Consider the following 13,879-nt stretch of genomic DNA (forward strand, 5'->3'; position numbering starts at 1 on the left):
GGTGAGGCCGCGGACCTTCCTGAGCCGCGCGATGTTCGTTGCCACGGTCTTTCCGGTCGGGCCGGCCTCGATGGCACGCCTTCCGATCTGGTGCTCAGCCATGGGCCACATCGTAAGCACCGCAGGTCGACTTGTGTCGCTGCCGATATCAGTTACCATCTGCTCCATAGGCACAGCATAGGAGCAGGTGCTCCTTACAAGCAACACATGAGAGGAGTAGGGACCGGATGGCCGACGAGATGCTCACCCCCAAGCAGGTCTGCGAGGAGTACCCCATCTTCGGGAGTCCCGGGTCACTGGCGGAACGTCGCTGGCGTGGCGAAGGGCCCGCATACATCAAGACTTCCAAGAGCCGTGCGGGACGCGTCTTCTACCGCCGCAGCGCCATCGAAGCGTGGCTCAAGGCGCGGACGGTCCAGAGCAGGCGGGCCGCGTGAGCCAGCCCCCCGTGCCGAAGTGCACGCACTGGGTCGGCCCCGAGAGCCGCTACTGCCACACCGACAAGGACGTTCGCCGCTACGTCGGCGGCCACCGCTGCCCGGCCCACACGCCGGCCGCGCTCGCCGGACGGCCCGAGCCGCAGCCCGGCCCCGGCTGGCCCTCACTCCGAGAGGAGACCACCGGATGGCGATGACGCACGAAAAAGCCCCCGGTCCGTGGGCGCGGACCGAGGGACTGAAAGACCAGCTGCAGGCCGGGTCTTCCGACAGCGTACAGCGAGCCACCGTCAACCGCGACAGGGCCCGCTGGCACATCACCCTCGGCTCCATCCGGGCCCACCTGGACGAGCAGCCCACCCCGCGCGCACGCCGCGCGGCGGCCCGCCGCTGGTGCGCCGCCATCACCGCCATGGCCGACGAGGAGGTGACGGCGTGAGCGCATGGACCGACGCACTCGACAGCGCCCTCTACGCCATCACCCGCGGGCACGCCGTGTTCCCCCTGTCCGCCAACAAGACCCCCGCCATCCGCTCCCCGCACCAGAGCGGGCACGGATGCAAGGGCGACTGCGGGCAGCCCGGGCACGGCGTCCACGACGCCACCACCGACCCGGCGCGCGCCCGGCACCTGTTCGACCTCGCCCCTCGCGCCACCGGCTACGGCATCGCGTGCGGCGGGCGGATGATCGGGCTCGACCTGGACCGGAAGAACGGCGTCGACGGCGTCGCCACCCTCCACCGCCTCGCCGCAGAGCACGGGTTCGAGGTGCCCCGCACCCTCACCGTGTGCACCCCCTCGGGCGGGTTCCACCTGTGGTTCGCCGCGCCCGGCGGGACGGCGGTACCCAACAGCGCCGGCCGCCTCGGGCCCGGCATCGACGTGCGCGGCACCGGCGGATACCTCGTCGGCCCCGGCAGCCGAGGACGCAACGGCCTGTACGGCCTCCACCCGTCCCTCGGCGAAGTCGACGTCCAGCCCGCGCCCGGACTGCTGCTGCGGCTCATGCTGCCCGCTCCCGTCTCCCGGCCCCGGCCCGTCCTCCTGCCTCGCAGCGGGGGCGGCGGGCGGGTCCTGGAAGGCCTGGTGCGGGTCGTCGCCGAGGCGGCCGAGGGCACGCGGAATGACCGCCTGTTCTGGGCCGCGGCAAAGGCCTGGGCGCACGTGAGGGACGGACATATCGCGGCCGGGGACGTGGAGGCCGCGCTAGTCGCGGCGGCTGTCGGCACGGGACTGGGCGAGGGAGAGGCACGGCGCACCGTGGCATCGGCACAGCGAGGAACAGGGGTGGCAGCGTGACAGAGCCCAGCATCAGGCCGGCCGCCGTCCCGAGACTGCGGGTCGTGTCCGTTCCCCAGAGCGCTCACCGCGGCCACCTCCACATGGCCGAGCGGTTCGTGGCCGAGCACGCCGAGGAGCTGCGGCACGTCCACGGGATCGGCTGGCACCACTGGGACGGCGCCCGCTGGAAGCTCGACGAGGAGCGCATCGACGTGGAGGCCGCCATCGCCACCACCAAGCGGGCACTGCGCGACGTCCTCGACTCGCCCCCCGGCAAGGAGCGCGACGCCCTGTACGCGGACGTCCGGAAGGCCGAGAGCGCCTCGGGCGTCGAGGGGATGCTGAAGCTGGCCGGCGCCATGAAGCCGATCTCGGCACCCGCCCGCGCCCTGGACGCCGACCCCTTCCTGTTCAACACACCAGCGGGAACGGTCGACCTGCACGAAGGGACCATCAAGGAGAACGACCGCGACGACCTGATCACCAAGGTTGCCGGCGGCGGCATCGCCGAAGAGGGCAACCAGGAATGGGAAGCCTTCCTCAAGCGCATCCTGCCCGACGAGGACGTCCGCAGCTTCGTACAGCGCCTCTTCGGCTACGCCATGCTCGGCAAGCAGACCGAGCACGTCATGCCCATCTTCACCGGCACCGGCGCGAACGGTAAGGGCACCCTCCGAGACGCCCTCATGGCCGCCTTCGGGGACTACGCCATCGAGGTGGACCCCGCGCTGCTCATGGAGTCCAAGCACGAGCGGCACGGCGCCTTCAAGATGCGGCTACGAGGCGCCCGGCTGGCGTTCTGCTCCGAGACGGAGAAGGGGCGCAAGTTCGCCGAGGCCACCATGAAGCGGCTCGTGGGCGGCGACCCGATCGAAGCCAACTACATGCACAAGAACCCGATCACGTTCGACCCGTCCCACACGCTGGTCATGCTGACCAACCACCTGCCCGCGGTCTCCGGCGACGACCCGGCCGTCTGGCGCCGCATCCTCGTGGTGCCGTTCGACGTCGTGATCCCGCCCGAGGAGCGCGACGGCCAGCTCCCCGAGCGGCTGAAGCTGGCCACCTCCGCCGTCCTCGCCTGGGCGTACCAAGGGTGGCTCGACTACCAGCAGCAGGGCCTCAACCCGCCCGAGGCGGTCCGGGTGAAGACGCAGGAGTACCGCGACGAGAGTGACACCCTCGGCCGCTTCCTGGGAGAGCGCACCATCGCCAACCCGCACGGACACGTCCGCTCCGGCGAGCTGTTCACCGCCTGGTCCGACTGGTGCCACAAGAGCGGCATCAAGGGCGAGGAAGTCGGCACGGCCGTCTCGTTCGCGGCCTCCATGAAGGCCCGCGGCTACGAGAAGAAGCAGCGGAACATCGGGGCCGTCTGGCTCGGCCTGATGCTCACCGGCGGAGAGGAGGACGAAGCGCCGTGACCTGCGGAAGTGGTGGGTTGTGGTGGGTCTCCCCAAAACCTTCCATGCCTGCGCGCGTGGAGAGTTTCGGAAAACCCGCCACAACCCACCACCCGCCACCCGGCAACCGGCCCCGCTCGGGCCCTTCCCCCCCGCCTATGTCCGTCCCCCCTCAGCCACCCACCGGGAGCAACTGTGACCACTTCCGCCGATCTCCTCGCCCAGCGGCTGGCCAAGGCCGGCCGCGGCGCCGGGCCGAACCTCGTCAGCGCGCAAGTCGTGGACGTCACCGAGGACGGGAAGGTGAACCTCAACCTTCAGGGCACCCTCGTGACCGACGTGCCCTGTACCGACGCCTACCGGGGCCGGCGCGCTGGGGACTGGGTGAAGGTCCGCCTCGGTGCCCACCCGCTGGTGGAGTACCGCGTCGGTGCCGACCCCGGACAGACCGACGAAGAGTCGGTCCGTTCCGTCGCCGAGGCCGCCCAGGTCGTCCGGTCCGTCACCTGGGGCACCACCGCCCCGTCCGGTACCGGCTGGCAGCAGGCATCCGCCCTGCCCTACCTGCGCAAGAGCGCGGCCGGGCAAGTCGAGCTGTACTTCCCCGTCTCCACCGTCCTCGAGCCCTCCCCGGACGCGCCCCCCGCGCAGGCCCCCAAGGCGGTCACCATCTCGCCCACCGACGCGGGCACGTGGCGCAATGGCCGCCCCGACGACTACGCCTCGCACCCCATGCAAGGTGACTGGACCGGCGGGGGCGCGCGGCGCGGCGCCTGGTTCTACGGCACGCAGATCCAGGACGCCTGTACGGGCAAGACGGTGGCCGACATGCGGGTCACCTTCACCCGGCGGCGCGGCAGCGGCTACAACGGCTCCCGCGCCCTCCACGTGTACCTGCACGGCTACACCTCCGCCCCGTCCGGGCAGCTCGTCCTCGGCGACGGGCCGGAGGACGTCATGGCGCTCTCCGTGGGCGCCACCCGCACGGCCTCCCTGCCCGCCTCGTGGGCGGTCCAACTGGCGGCAGGCACCGCCCGCGGCCTGGCCATCTACTCGACCGGCCCCCGGGACTACATGGCCGTCTCCGGGGGGCGTCTCGCCATCTCGTTCTCTGCGTAAGGAGCCTCCCGTGACGAACGTCAACGACATCGTGGCCGAGCGGATAGCCGCGGCCGAGCAGCGCAGGACCCGGCGGCGGCAGCAGCGCGCCGAGCTGGCCGAGGCGCGGGAGAAGGGCCTGGCGGCCCGCCAAGCCGCCAAGCTGGCCCGGCCCGGCCCCGCCGAGCGGGACGGCGCCCGCATCGCCCTGGCGGCCCTCAGGCGGGACTACCGGGGCGTCGCCGAACTCCTCAACACCCTGCACGCCCAGGACTCCCGTAGAGCCGCCGCAACCGCCATCGCGGCCCTCGCCGAGCTCGCGCTCACCTCCCGGCCCTACAGCGTCCGGCGGACCCGCGAGCGCCTGGCCGCCGTCGCCCACCGGGAAGCCGCATGAACGGCCACCCCTACCGGACCGCCTACGGCGTCACCATCGCCGCACTGCGCGACGACACCGACGGCATACGGCTTCTCCTCCACGACCTGCCGCGCGAAGAACTCGCGGCCGTCGCCGAGGGCGCGCTGCTGGCCATGGCCGGCGCCGTCCGCGAAGCCCTCCACCCCGACGACGTCGCGGACATGATCCGCGCCGTACAGCACCTCTCACTAACCGAACAGGAGAACCAGGCATGACCACCACCAACCCGTTCGCCGACGACCCCACCGTCCACGCCATCTACTTCGAAGGCCGCTACCGTTCCACCGGCCGCAACCTCACCACCCGCGACGTGTCCGGCATCCACGCCCGGCTCGACTCCACCGTCCAGCGCGTCAACGCCAAGCGCGGACTGTCCGACCACGCCAAGCGCGTCCTCATCGCCCGCGCCTACAAGGAAGCCCGCGACGCCATCACCGAGCTGCGCGACGCCGAGCGCGCCCGCATCGACGGCCAGCGGGCCACGCTGACCCGCAAGCTGTTCGGCCACGAAGGCGACGCCGACCCGGCCACCGCCGTCAGCCGCCGCGACGCCCTGGACCGGGCCGCCAAGCTGGAGACTCCCGAGGCCGCGTCCAGCGCCCTCAAGCGGGCCGAGCTGTCCGGCGACGCGGTACTGGCGCAGGCCATCGGCGCGCGGGCCGCCGAGATGTGGTGGGGCGACGTCCTCACCCAGTACACCGCCAGCCGGCCCGAGGCCGCCGACACCGTGCGGCAGATCGGCGAGCTGCCCGACACCAGCGACGCGCTCTGGCAGATGCAGCACGCCATGACCTACTCGGTGATGCAGCCGGCCGAGCTGGGCGGAATGCCCGACTACTCGGTCGACGCGCTCGCCGCGGCCGAACTGGACGTCGAAGCGGCCTGACCAGACCGGGCCCGGGGTGGGGGGTCAGCCCTCCCCCCCGGGCCCTGACCGATCGAAGCCGTATAGCACCTGACCGTCTGTACGGGTTTCCAGGGCCGTCCACCCGAGATCCAAAGTCCCCAGACCCGTACACGGGGCGAGCGGCTATACGGCTTCGATCCCTGGAAGCCGGGGGGAGGGGGCACCCCCCTCTGATCTGCGAGAGGAGTCGTGGTGGCTCACAACTGGAACACCTCGAAGCGCAAGAGTCGCCTGCCGGCGAACTGGCGTCACCTGCGGAAGCAGGTGCTTGAGCGGGACGTGACGTGCCGCATCTGCGGTGTGCGTCCGAGCACGGTCGCGGACCACATCCTGCCCATGACCGATGACCACAGGCTGGAGGCCCTGCAGGGCGTGTGTGACCCGTGCCATCGGCAGAAGACCGCACGCGAGGCCGCGGCGGCGCGGGCGGCCGGCCCGAGGCCGAGCCGCAAGCGCCCGTCCGAGGCGCACCCCGGGTTGGTCGACGGCTGACCCTGGAACTGCACAAATCCACAGGCTGAAGACTCCTTCAGGGCCCGCGCCACGGACTGCCTTGGGAGGCAGCTATGGCGATCAGTGTCGGCTCGGTCGAGGTCGACGTCATCCCGAACACCCGCGGCATCTACCAGCGGCTGCGCTCCGGGCTGGTGCCCGCGGCGACCCGGGCCGGGGCGGACGCGGGGCGGGCGGCCGGCAACGGCATGACCGCGGCGATGCGCGCGTCTCTGGACGGCGACGTCGGGGCGCGGATCGGGCAGCAGATCGGCCGCCGGATCGGGCAGAGCATCGGCGGGCAGATCAGCGTCCGGGTGGGCGGCGCGGTCCGTGACGGCGTCACCGATGGCGGCCGGGCGGCGCGGACGGCCGCGAACCAGCAGGGGCAGGCCGCGGGCGGGGCGTTCGCGACTGCGGCCCGCGCCCGCCTGGAGGCCGCTTTCCGGTCTCTGCCGCAGCTCGATGTGCGTCTGTCGGACAGGGGCGCCAACGCCGACTTGGCCCGGCTGCGGTCCCGCATGGAGTCTCTGTCGAACCGGCGCATCGGTGTCGACGTCGACGCGGACACCGCGCTGCGGGAGATCACCGACATCCAGAACCGGCTGGCGTTCATCGGCGAGCAGCATCCCAACGTGGCGGTGCGCGCGGACACCGCGGCGGCCCGCCTGCAACTGCAGGCGCTGCGCGAGGCGCTGGGCGATGCGGACGACCAGGACGTGGACATCGACACGTCCGCGGTGGTGGAGTCCCTGCAGCGCGCGACGGATGCGGCCGGGCCGGGCGGCCTGGCCGGCGCGCTGAAGGGCGTGGCCGGGGTGGCGGCGGCGTCGACTCTGCCCGCGCTGGGCGGCTTGGTGCCGATGCTCGCCGGTCTGGGCTTGGCCGGGGTGACGGTGAAGGCCGCGTTCTCCGGGGTGGGCGAGGCGGTCGCCCTGGCGGGGGAGGACGCCGAGGAGTACCGCAAGGCGCTGAAGAAGATGGGTCCCGAGCAGCGGGCGTTCGTCGAGCAGGTCGTGGCCGTCAAGGACGGGTTCGCGGACTTCTCCAAGGAGATCAAGCGCATTGCCCTGCCCGGCTTCACGAAGGCGCTGAAGAACGCGGCGCCGGCGGCCGGGGTGCTGAAGGACGGCATGCGGGACATGGCCGGCGTGCTGGGCGATGTGGCCGCGGACTTCGGGAAGCTGGTCGGGTCGGGCCGGTTCCGCAAGGCGCTGGAGGAGAACTTCTCCATGGGCGCGGACTTCGTCCGCGAGATGGGCGACGCGTTCGGCACGTTCACCCTGGAGCTGCTGGAGTTCGGCGCCGCCTCCCGCCCGGCGTTCGACTCCCTCAACCGCGGCTTCTCCGGGCTGCTGTCCCAGGGCCTGCCCGGGTTCTTCGACGGGCTGACCCGCGGCACCAAGGGCACGGCCGCGATGATGGACGGCTTGTTCGGTTCGCTCAATGAGCGGATTCTGCCCGCGCTGGGCCGCCTGTCGGGCCAGCTCGCGGACACCTTCGGCCCTGCTCTGGGCGCCATCTTCCGCCGGGTCGGCGAGGTGGCCGAGTCGCTGGAGCTGCTGCTGTCGCCCGCGCTGCAGGCGCTCAAGCCGCTGATGGACTCCTTCACCGAGGGCATGGGCCAGGCTGACGGGGTGACCAAGTCGTTCGCCGGGGTGGTCGGGGAGGTCCTGGGCGGCGCGGTCCGCCTGCTGACCATCCCGCTGCGGAACGCGGTGGATCTGCTGGTGGCCGCGGCGCCGATCGTGAAGAACTTCGGCCGCGCGATCCTGGACACCCTGTCGCCCGCGTTCGCCTCGCTGGACGGGAAGATGGGCTGGACGGAGCGGCTGGCGACGTTCGTGCGCACCAACCGGGGCGCCATCCAGGAGATGTTCGCCCGCGCCGCAGATGCCCTGCTGGGCTTCGTGATCGTGGCCGTGGAGAACATGCCCGCGGTGTTCAACCTGTTCAAGTCCCTGGCGGTGGTCGCCCTGGAATCCTTCGGCCTGATCCTGGGCGGGGCGAGCAAGTTCCTCGGCTGGATTCCGGGCGTGGGCGACAAGATCCGCGACGCGTCCGGCAGCTTCAACGAGTTCAAGGCCAACGCCCTGGTGCAGCTCGCGCAGGCCGGCGCCGGGGTGGAGAACTTCTCCAGCACTGTCACGCCGCGGCTGAAGCAGAACCGGCTGGAGATGAACATCCGCAACTGGCAGGCGCAGCTGGACACCGCGCGGGCGGACCTGAAGTCGGTGCCGCCGTCGAAGCGGTCGGAGCTGCTGGCCCGCATCGCGGACCTGCAGGCGAAGGTCCGCCAGGGCAAGCGGGACCTGGCGAGCGTGAAGAACCGCAGCGTGGACGTGAAGGCGAACAACTTCGTCTCCGGCACGGTCGGCCGGATCGCCCGGGAGCTGGGGAGCCTGCGCGACAAGACGATCACCATCCGCACGAACTACGTGCAGACCCGCACGATCATCGCCCGGGGGCCGAACGGCCAGCCGTTGATGCGCGCGGCGGGCGGCCCGGTCGGCTTCGCCGCGGGCGGCCTGGCCCGCTTCCCCACCGGGGGCCAGGTGTTCGGCTCGGGCACCAAGACCAGCGATTCGATCCTGGCGCGGCTGTCGCGCGGGGAGTTCGTCATCCGCGCGGCGGCCGTCGACCACTACGGCCCGGCCCTGTTCCACGCGCTCAACGCCATGCAGATTCCGGCGGCGGCCCAGGGCTGGCACGTGGGCGTCGACCGCTGGGCGACCCGCCCGGCGCCCGCCGGCTCCTCGCGCCCGCACCCGTCCGGCCTCCAGCCGGGCCAGCCGGTCGTCCTGCAACTGGAGGACGGGCCGCTGGTGCGCGGCTGGGTGAAGGGCATCGCGAACGAGTCCATGGACGAGGGCTTCACCGCTGTGCGCCGCCGCCTGGAAGCCGGCGTCAAGCGCTGACCCGGCGCCTGTCTTGGACCCGTCTAAGGGGCGTCTTGGGCCCGTCTACAGCCCGTCTTGCCGCCGGCCCGCGGCCGGGCCGTAGACGGGTCTCAGACGGGCTCCAGCCGGGTCATAGACGGGCCGTAGACGGGTGGACGCCACCCCGGACAGACCCCGGACAGGGGGCGGACGCCGTCCGGGCCGTGTCCGCCCTCCGTCCGCCCTCTGACCAGGGGACAGTCTGGGGCATACCGGGTGCTCAGAGCCCTGCTCAGGCCCTGCTCAGAGCAGGACTCTGAGCACCCCTTGAGCAGCGTCTGAGCAGACGCCGACCTGCGGCGGAGCAGCACTGAGCAGGCGCCGAGCAGCGCGCATACCGGGGCATACTGCCCGTGACGGTGCACGTGACGGGGGCGTGACATCGCAGGTCACGCACGTGACAGTGCACGTGACGGGGGCGTGACGCGTCACGTGCTGTCATGCGGGTGTCACGCCCTCTGTCACGCCCTCCACCTGCGGTGTCACGTGCCCGTCACGCCCTCCTACCGGCCGGTAGAGGCGGCGCCGCGACTTCCCGGCGCCGGGAAATAGGGTGCTCGTCTGTGAGGTCCCACCGGGACCTCACGCGCCAACCGTGGGCCTGTCCCCACGGTTGGGACCTACGTTGCCCGGACGGCAACGCGGCCCGCCACCCGGGAACTAATAACGTTGTTATCAGTTCCCGGGCTGCCTTCCGGGATCTGCACGAAGGGGTACACGCTGGCGTGTACCCCTTGAACCGTGGGGCTCTGCCCCACACCTGACGGCAACCGTTGCCGTACCGCCACGGTTGCGGCTGCATGGTGCTCTGCACCACCGAGTCACCGCGGGTTCGGGGGCGGCCCGGAGCCGGCTACTTCTCCGGGACCGTCCACTCCGCCGGGCCGTCCACCATGCCGCTGTCGGGGTCGTAGATGACCCGCTCCGGCCGTTGCCCCTCCGGCACGGGGAACATGATCAAACCTTTCACGCAGTCGCCAGGCTTCACCGCCGCGTCCATGGGGAACTCCGGCCGGGGAAAGTCCCCGCCAGACTGGCCCGTCACATCCACTCGCGCCCCGTCGGCGAAGGCCAGCGACCATGGGAACTGCGACACCCGGACATCCCCGGAGTCGATGCACACCTGGGCCTCCAGCGAACCCCACACCTCGCCTTCGCCGCTGGGCGGATAGACGCCCTTCACCGGCTGCTGATACCTCAGCGCGGTCGCGCTCCCGCTTGCCTCGTACTCCGGCGACTTCCACTTCCAGGGCTCACCGAAAGCCAGCGGCCCGGGCTCCTCCGTGGGCTCGGCGGTCGGCTTCTCGGCGGGCTTGCTCGTGGACGGCGATGGCTCCGAGGCGGCCTCGGTGTCGGAACCGTTGGAGCATCCCGCGAGAGCGGCGAGAAGCGCCGCAGCGGCGAGAGCGGTACGCGTGCGCATGAGTCCCCCCAAGGACGTGGCGTGCAAGGGGAGCATCATCCGTCGACGGCCTGAGGGCGGGGGCGGAAGTGACCGAACGGTGACCGTCGAGAGGGTCGTTCATTTGGATGTCGACCTGCGCGTTAGCGGTACCCGCCGAGGGCTTCGGGCCCTTGGGCGTAAAGGGCTGCGGGCCGCTTCCCGACCGGCCGGGAAGGGCTCCCACTGACCTCCTTGAAGGAGGTCAGTTCCTGCCCCGCGCGGGCATGCGGAGGGGGCCGGCAAGGCCGTCCTTCGTGGAGCGAGAGGACGGGCCCGTCGGCCCCCGAGCACTTGCGATGCCGCCTGCGGAAACAGGCGAGGGCATTAGGGATCTGGCCTGCGGCTCAGGCCCCCGGGTCGATGGGATTCGACCTGCGGCGGAACCACCTACAGGGAGACCCCGGTCAGCCGGGCAAGCTGCTCCTGCAGGTGGTCCACCCGGGCCTGCAGCAGAGCCACCTCGGCCACCAGCGCGGGCACCACCTCGGCGCCCTCGGCCGGCGGCTCGACGGCCGGTGCGGGCGCGGCGTCCAGTCGCAGCGCGAACCGCTTGCGGGCCGCCTCGGGCGCCTGCTCCAGCGCGGTGTCCAGAGCGGCCTGCATCTCCGACCGGGGCACGATGCCCGGGTCCGCGTTCCAGGCAGCCACCGTGCGGACCGCGACGCCCAGCCGCTCGGCGAAGCTCTCGTTCGTGTCGCGCAGCGCGCGCTGCAGTGCCGCCGCGTGGCGTCCGGTCCACTGAAGGACGAGCTCCACCGCCGTCACCGTCCCTGCGCCTGGTGCGCGGCCTCGGCGTGGGTCAGCCCGTCGTGGGTGACCTGCTCGACGGACCCGGCGGCCGAGGTCCAGCGGCAGCCCTCCGCGGTGCAGCGCGCCTCGGTCACCGACACGCCGTCCACCAGGGCGACCGGGGAGGCGGCGGGCGGGTATGCCCGGTCCACCGCCCGGGCCAGGCTCTGCATGCACTCCCGCTCGGCCGCCGGCCAGTTCTCGACGTCGTTCCACAGCCCGGCCGCCCCGCACTGGATCTCCACGGCCGAGCAGCACTGGAGGGACCACTCGACCATCTGCCGCACCTCGGCGACGGACAGCGCGTCCGGGGCGGTCATCTCGCCCATGAGGGCGTAGTGCTCGGACAGTGCGTACACCAGCTCATCGCGGGTCACCGCAACGGCCAGCCGGACCACCGCCCGGGCGGGCTCCTCCACGTCCATGTGCGTCACGGTCGACGGCCCGTAGGCCGGCGGGATCGGCAACGGCGCGCACTGGGAGACGGCGGCCGAAGTCTCGGGGAGAATGGTCATGGTGCCTACCTCTTCCGGTCTGCTGAAGATGGGCCCGACTGCCGCCCCGGGGGCTCATCCCGGGGCGGCGCCAGGCAGGGGGGAGATCGGTAGCGACCTGCGGGTTTCTCAGGCCGCGGAGCGGGTGTCACTGCCGTGCACGGACCGCCATGCCTTCAGCCACGCCTCCTCGGGCCTCATGGACCCGAACGGGACGGCGGACAGCAGGCGGTCGGCCTCCTCGGCGACCTCGGGGTGGTGCCGCCGCCGGTCCTGCTGGTGCTTCGCGCGGGCCTTCTCCTCGGGGTGGTGCCGCCGCCGGTCCTGCTGGTGCTTCGCGCGGGCCTTCTCCTCGGCCCGCTGCCGACGGCGGGCGGTGAACTCGCTGAGCTTCATGCGGGTGTCCTCTCGGATCGGTGGGCCGGGCCTGCCCCGGCTCCCCTTGGCGCCCCGACCGAGTGACAGGACGTCACCCAGTCCGGGCGCCGCGGGCAGCCCTCAGGCCGCGGGCCGGTACTCCGAGGCGGTCGCGGGCATGCACGCCCGCCACCACAGCTCGCTGTGGCGGACCCGCTGCAGCAGCAGCGCAGCCACCGTCCATGGCAGGGCGTCCGCCTTCGCCTGGTTGCACGGCTCGCAGGCGAGCACGAGGTTCCGCAGGCGGCCGGTGCGCCACAGGCTGTACGGGACGTAGTGGTCGAACGTCCACCGCAGCTCGTCGGTGAACGGCCGCCGGCAGTAGAAGCACCGCCAGCCGTGCTCGGGGCGGGCGGCGATCTGCGCCGCCCGGTACGCGCGGCGCTCCGGCGTCTTCGATCCGGTCCGGTCGCTCATCGGCGCGCACCCCCCGCCGCGGGGAGGTCGAACCGCTCCGGCAGAGCCGGGCCGCCCTCCCACCGGAAGGACCACTGCAGCCACGCTTCCCGAGTGGCGTTCAGCGCCTCCGTGTACCGCGCCGCCTCGTCCCGGTAGCGCGCCACGGCCGCGGAGGGCAGCTCGTCCAGCCGGGCCCGCCACCGCTCCAGGTCCGCCCGCCAGGACGCGAGGATCACCAACAGGCATTCGACGTAGTTCTGAGGGGCGTCGCAGTCACCCTCGGCGTCCTCCAAGGCGAACAGCTTCTCCGCCGTCACGCCCTCGAAGTGGGCCGCGTACCCCGCGCTCACCGCCCGCCCTCCTTCGGGGCGAGCATCGCCCACAGGGCCCGCTCGAACGCGTCGAGCTGCTCGACGGCGGCCCGCACCTTGCGGATCTGCCCGCCCGTCGCACGGGCCAGGTTCAGGAACTCCTCGTCGCGCTGCGCCGCCAGGCGGACCGACTTCGGCTCGGCGTCCAGCACCCCCAGCAGGCCGCGCACCGCGCCCCGCAGAGAGCCGATCGCGTCCGCCGCGTCCATCGGGCTGGAGAACGCCACCCCCGAGGTGTCGTCCAGAATCCGGCGGGCCGTCTCCACGGCCGCGGGCCGCTTCATCGGGCACCGCCCGCGCGGTGCAGCAGCTCGACCGCCACGCGCAGCCGCTCCACCGGGTCCTGCCCGGCCGGGAGCACCAGGCGCCGCCGGCCGTCCTGGTCCTGGAAGAACCCGGCGAAGCTGTCCCGCAGCGACTCGTCCAGCGTGGACGTGTCCCACTCGTCCACCACGATGTCGTGCTCCGCCAGGAACGCCCGCAGGTTCTCCACGGCCTCGGCGTAGGCCGCGAGCTTCTCGGCCGCCGCCAGGTCCGCCCGGGCCCGGTCGATGCGCCGCCGCAGCTCGGCCGAGGTGATCTCGCACCAGTCGCCGTCGCGCTCCTCGGCCACCAGGGTCGGCCGCCTGGTGTCGCCATCCGCGGCGATCTCCACGTCCAGACGGACGGAGACGAAGCCACCGATCTTCTGTACGGTGTCCTCCATGGGAAGACTCCTTGTCTGAGAAGGGTCTGACCTAGGCCCCGAACCGGTGAGACCGCCAAGTAGCACCGGGGAGGGGCTGACCCCTATTCAATACCACCTGCTTCTAAAGCGCAACACTTCCGCAGTACACATCCCGTACACATGACGCCCTGTCTCCGGCTAATACGGGCTGATACTCCGGGAGGAGAAAGCAGCAGGTCAGAGGGCTTGCGGCAAGGTTCCCGCAGGTGGATCAACGGCGGTCAGCGCACGCGGCCTGCGTTCGCCACGCGGGTGCGGCGCAC

Annotated in this window: 19 protein-coding genes; 11 read left to right on the forward strand and 8 right to left on the reverse strand. The window is 72.1% G+C overall.

From position 1 onward, the window contains the following. The first annotated feature begins 227 nt into the window (after positions 1-227). The 11 genes from QC029_RS29065 (at position 228) to QC029_RS29115 (ending at position 8,954) form a co-directional block, all read left to right on the forward strand. The gene (locus QC029_RS29065) at positions 228-437 is read left to right on the forward strand and encodes an AlpA family transcriptional regulator (RefSeq protein WP_279558821.1); all 210 of its coding nucleotides are present in this window, start codon (positions 228-230) and stop codon (positions 435-437) included. Then, positions 434-634 (forward strand): hypothetical protein, encoded by a 201-nt coding sequence (locus QC029_RS29070; protein ID WP_279558822.1) that lies wholly within the window; start codon positions 434-436, stop codon positions 632-634. The genes QC029_RS29065 and QC029_RS29070 overlap by 4 nt, the downstream gene beginning before the upstream one ends. After that, the gene (locus QC029_RS29075) at positions 625-876 is read left to right on the forward strand and encodes a hypothetical protein (RefSeq protein WP_279558823.1); all 252 of its coding nucleotides are present in this window, start codon (positions 625-627) and stop codon (positions 874-876) included. Before QC029_RS29070 ends, QC029_RS29075 begins: the two co-directional genes overlap by 10 nt. Further along, a complete protein-coding gene (locus QC029_RS29080; protein WP_279558824.1) occupies positions 873-1,736 on the forward strand; it encodes a bifunctional DNA primase/polymerase in 864 nt (287 codons plus the stop codon). Before QC029_RS29075 ends, QC029_RS29080 begins: the two co-directional genes overlap by 4 nt. A 44-nt stretch (positions 1,737-1,780) precedes the next feature. After that, on the forward strand, positions 1,781-3,142 hold the full coding sequence (locus QC029_RS29085; protein ID WP_279558825.1) for a phage/plasmid primase, P4 family: 1,362 nt from the start codon (positions 1,781-1,783) through the stop codon (positions 3,140-3,142). A 174-nt stretch (positions 3,143-3,316) separates the two neighbouring features. Further along, entirely contained in the window at positions 3,317-4,240 is a 924-nt protein-coding gene (locus QC029_RS29090) for a hypothetical protein (protein WP_279558826.1), read from the forward strand. 10 nt (positions 4,241-4,250) lie between these two features. Beyond that, a complete protein-coding gene (locus QC029_RS29095) occupies positions 4,251-4,616 on the forward strand; it encodes a hypothetical protein (protein ID WP_279558827.1) in 366 nt (121 codons plus the stop codon). Beyond that, positions 4,613-4,852 (forward strand): hypothetical protein, encoded by a 240-nt coding sequence (locus QC029_RS29100; protein WP_279558828.1) that lies wholly within the window; start codon positions 4,613-4,615, stop codon positions 4,850-4,852. The genes QC029_RS29095 and QC029_RS29100 overlap by 4 nt, the downstream gene beginning before the upstream one ends. Then, a complete protein-coding gene (locus QC029_RS29105) occupies positions 4,849-5,523 on the forward strand; it encodes a hypothetical protein (protein ID WP_279558829.1) in 675 nt (224 codons plus the stop codon). The genes QC029_RS29100 and QC029_RS29105 overlap by 4 nt, the downstream gene beginning before the upstream one ends. Before the next feature lie 213 nt (positions 5,524-5,736). Beyond that, positions 5,737-6,036, forward strand: a complete 300-nt coding sequence (locus tag QC029_RS29110; protein WP_279558830.1) for an HNH endonuclease — start codon at positions 5,737-5,739, stop codon at positions 6,034-6,036. A 74-nt stretch (positions 6,037-6,110) separates the two neighbouring features. Beyond that, the gene (locus tag QC029_RS29115) at positions 6,111-8,954 is read left to right on the forward strand and encodes a hypothetical protein (RefSeq protein ID WP_279558831.1); all 2,844 of its coding nucleotides are present in this window, start codon (positions 6,111-6,113) and stop codon (positions 8,952-8,954) included. Between the two features lie 874 nt (positions 8,955-9,828). Here the strand turns inward: QC029_RS29115 and QC029_RS29120 are convergent. The 8 genes from QC029_RS29120 to QC029_RS29155 form a co-directional block, all read right to left on the reverse strand. Beyond that, positions 9,829-10,398, reverse strand: a complete 570-nt coding sequence (locus tag QC029_RS29120; RefSeq protein WP_279558832.1) for a DUF4352 domain-containing protein — start codon at positions 10,396-10,398, stop codon at positions 9,829-9,831. 408 nt (positions 10,399-10,806) lie between these two features. Then, positions 10,807-11,175 carry a hypothetical protein gene (locus QC029_RS29125; protein ID WP_279558833.1) on the reverse strand — a complete coding sequence of 123 codons (369 nt, stop codon included), beginning with the start codon at positions 11,173-11,175 and terminating at the stop codon, positions 10,807-10,809. A 5-nt stretch (positions 11,176-11,180) separates the two neighbouring features. Continuing rightward, on the reverse strand, positions 11,181-11,723 hold the full coding sequence (locus QC029_RS29130; protein WP_279558834.1) for a hypothetical protein: 543 nt from the start codon (positions 11,721-11,723) through the stop codon (positions 11,181-11,183). 108 nt (positions 11,724-11,831) lie between these two features. Continuing rightward, complete coding sequence (locus QC029_RS29135; RefSeq protein WP_279558835.1) at positions 11,832-12,098, reverse strand: hypothetical protein; 267 nt, start codon at positions 12,096-12,098, stop codon at positions 11,832-11,834. Between the two features lie 102 nt (positions 12,099-12,200). After that, positions 12,201-12,536 carry an HNH endonuclease gene (locus tag QC029_RS29140; RefSeq protein ID WP_279558836.1) on the reverse strand — a complete coding sequence of 112 codons (336 nt, stop codon included), beginning with the start codon at positions 12,534-12,536 and terminating at the stop codon, positions 12,201-12,203. Further along, positions 12,533-12,868, reverse strand: a complete 336-nt coding sequence (locus QC029_RS29145) for a hypothetical protein (RefSeq protein WP_279558837.1) — start codon at positions 12,866-12,868, stop codon at positions 12,533-12,535. Before QC029_RS29145 ends, QC029_RS29140 begins: the two co-directional genes overlap by 4 nt. Beyond that, a complete protein-coding gene (locus tag QC029_RS29150) occupies positions 12,865-13,173 on the reverse strand; it encodes a hypothetical protein (RefSeq protein ID WP_279558838.1) in 309 nt (102 codons plus the stop codon). The genes QC029_RS29145 and QC029_RS29150 overlap by 4 nt, the downstream gene beginning before the upstream one ends. Continuing rightward, positions 13,170-13,595 (reverse strand): hypothetical protein, encoded by a 426-nt coding sequence (locus tag QC029_RS29155; protein ID WP_279558839.1) that lies wholly within the window; start codon positions 13,593-13,595, stop codon positions 13,170-13,172. Before QC029_RS29155 ends, QC029_RS29150 begins: the two co-directional genes overlap by 4 nt. Positions 13,596-13,879: the final 284 nt, after the last annotated feature.

Origin of the sequence: Streptomyces sp. DH37, assembly GCF_029813835.1 — a bacterium.
Lineage (GTDB): Bacteria > Actinomycetota > Actinomycetes > Streptomycetales > Streptomycetaceae > Streptomyces.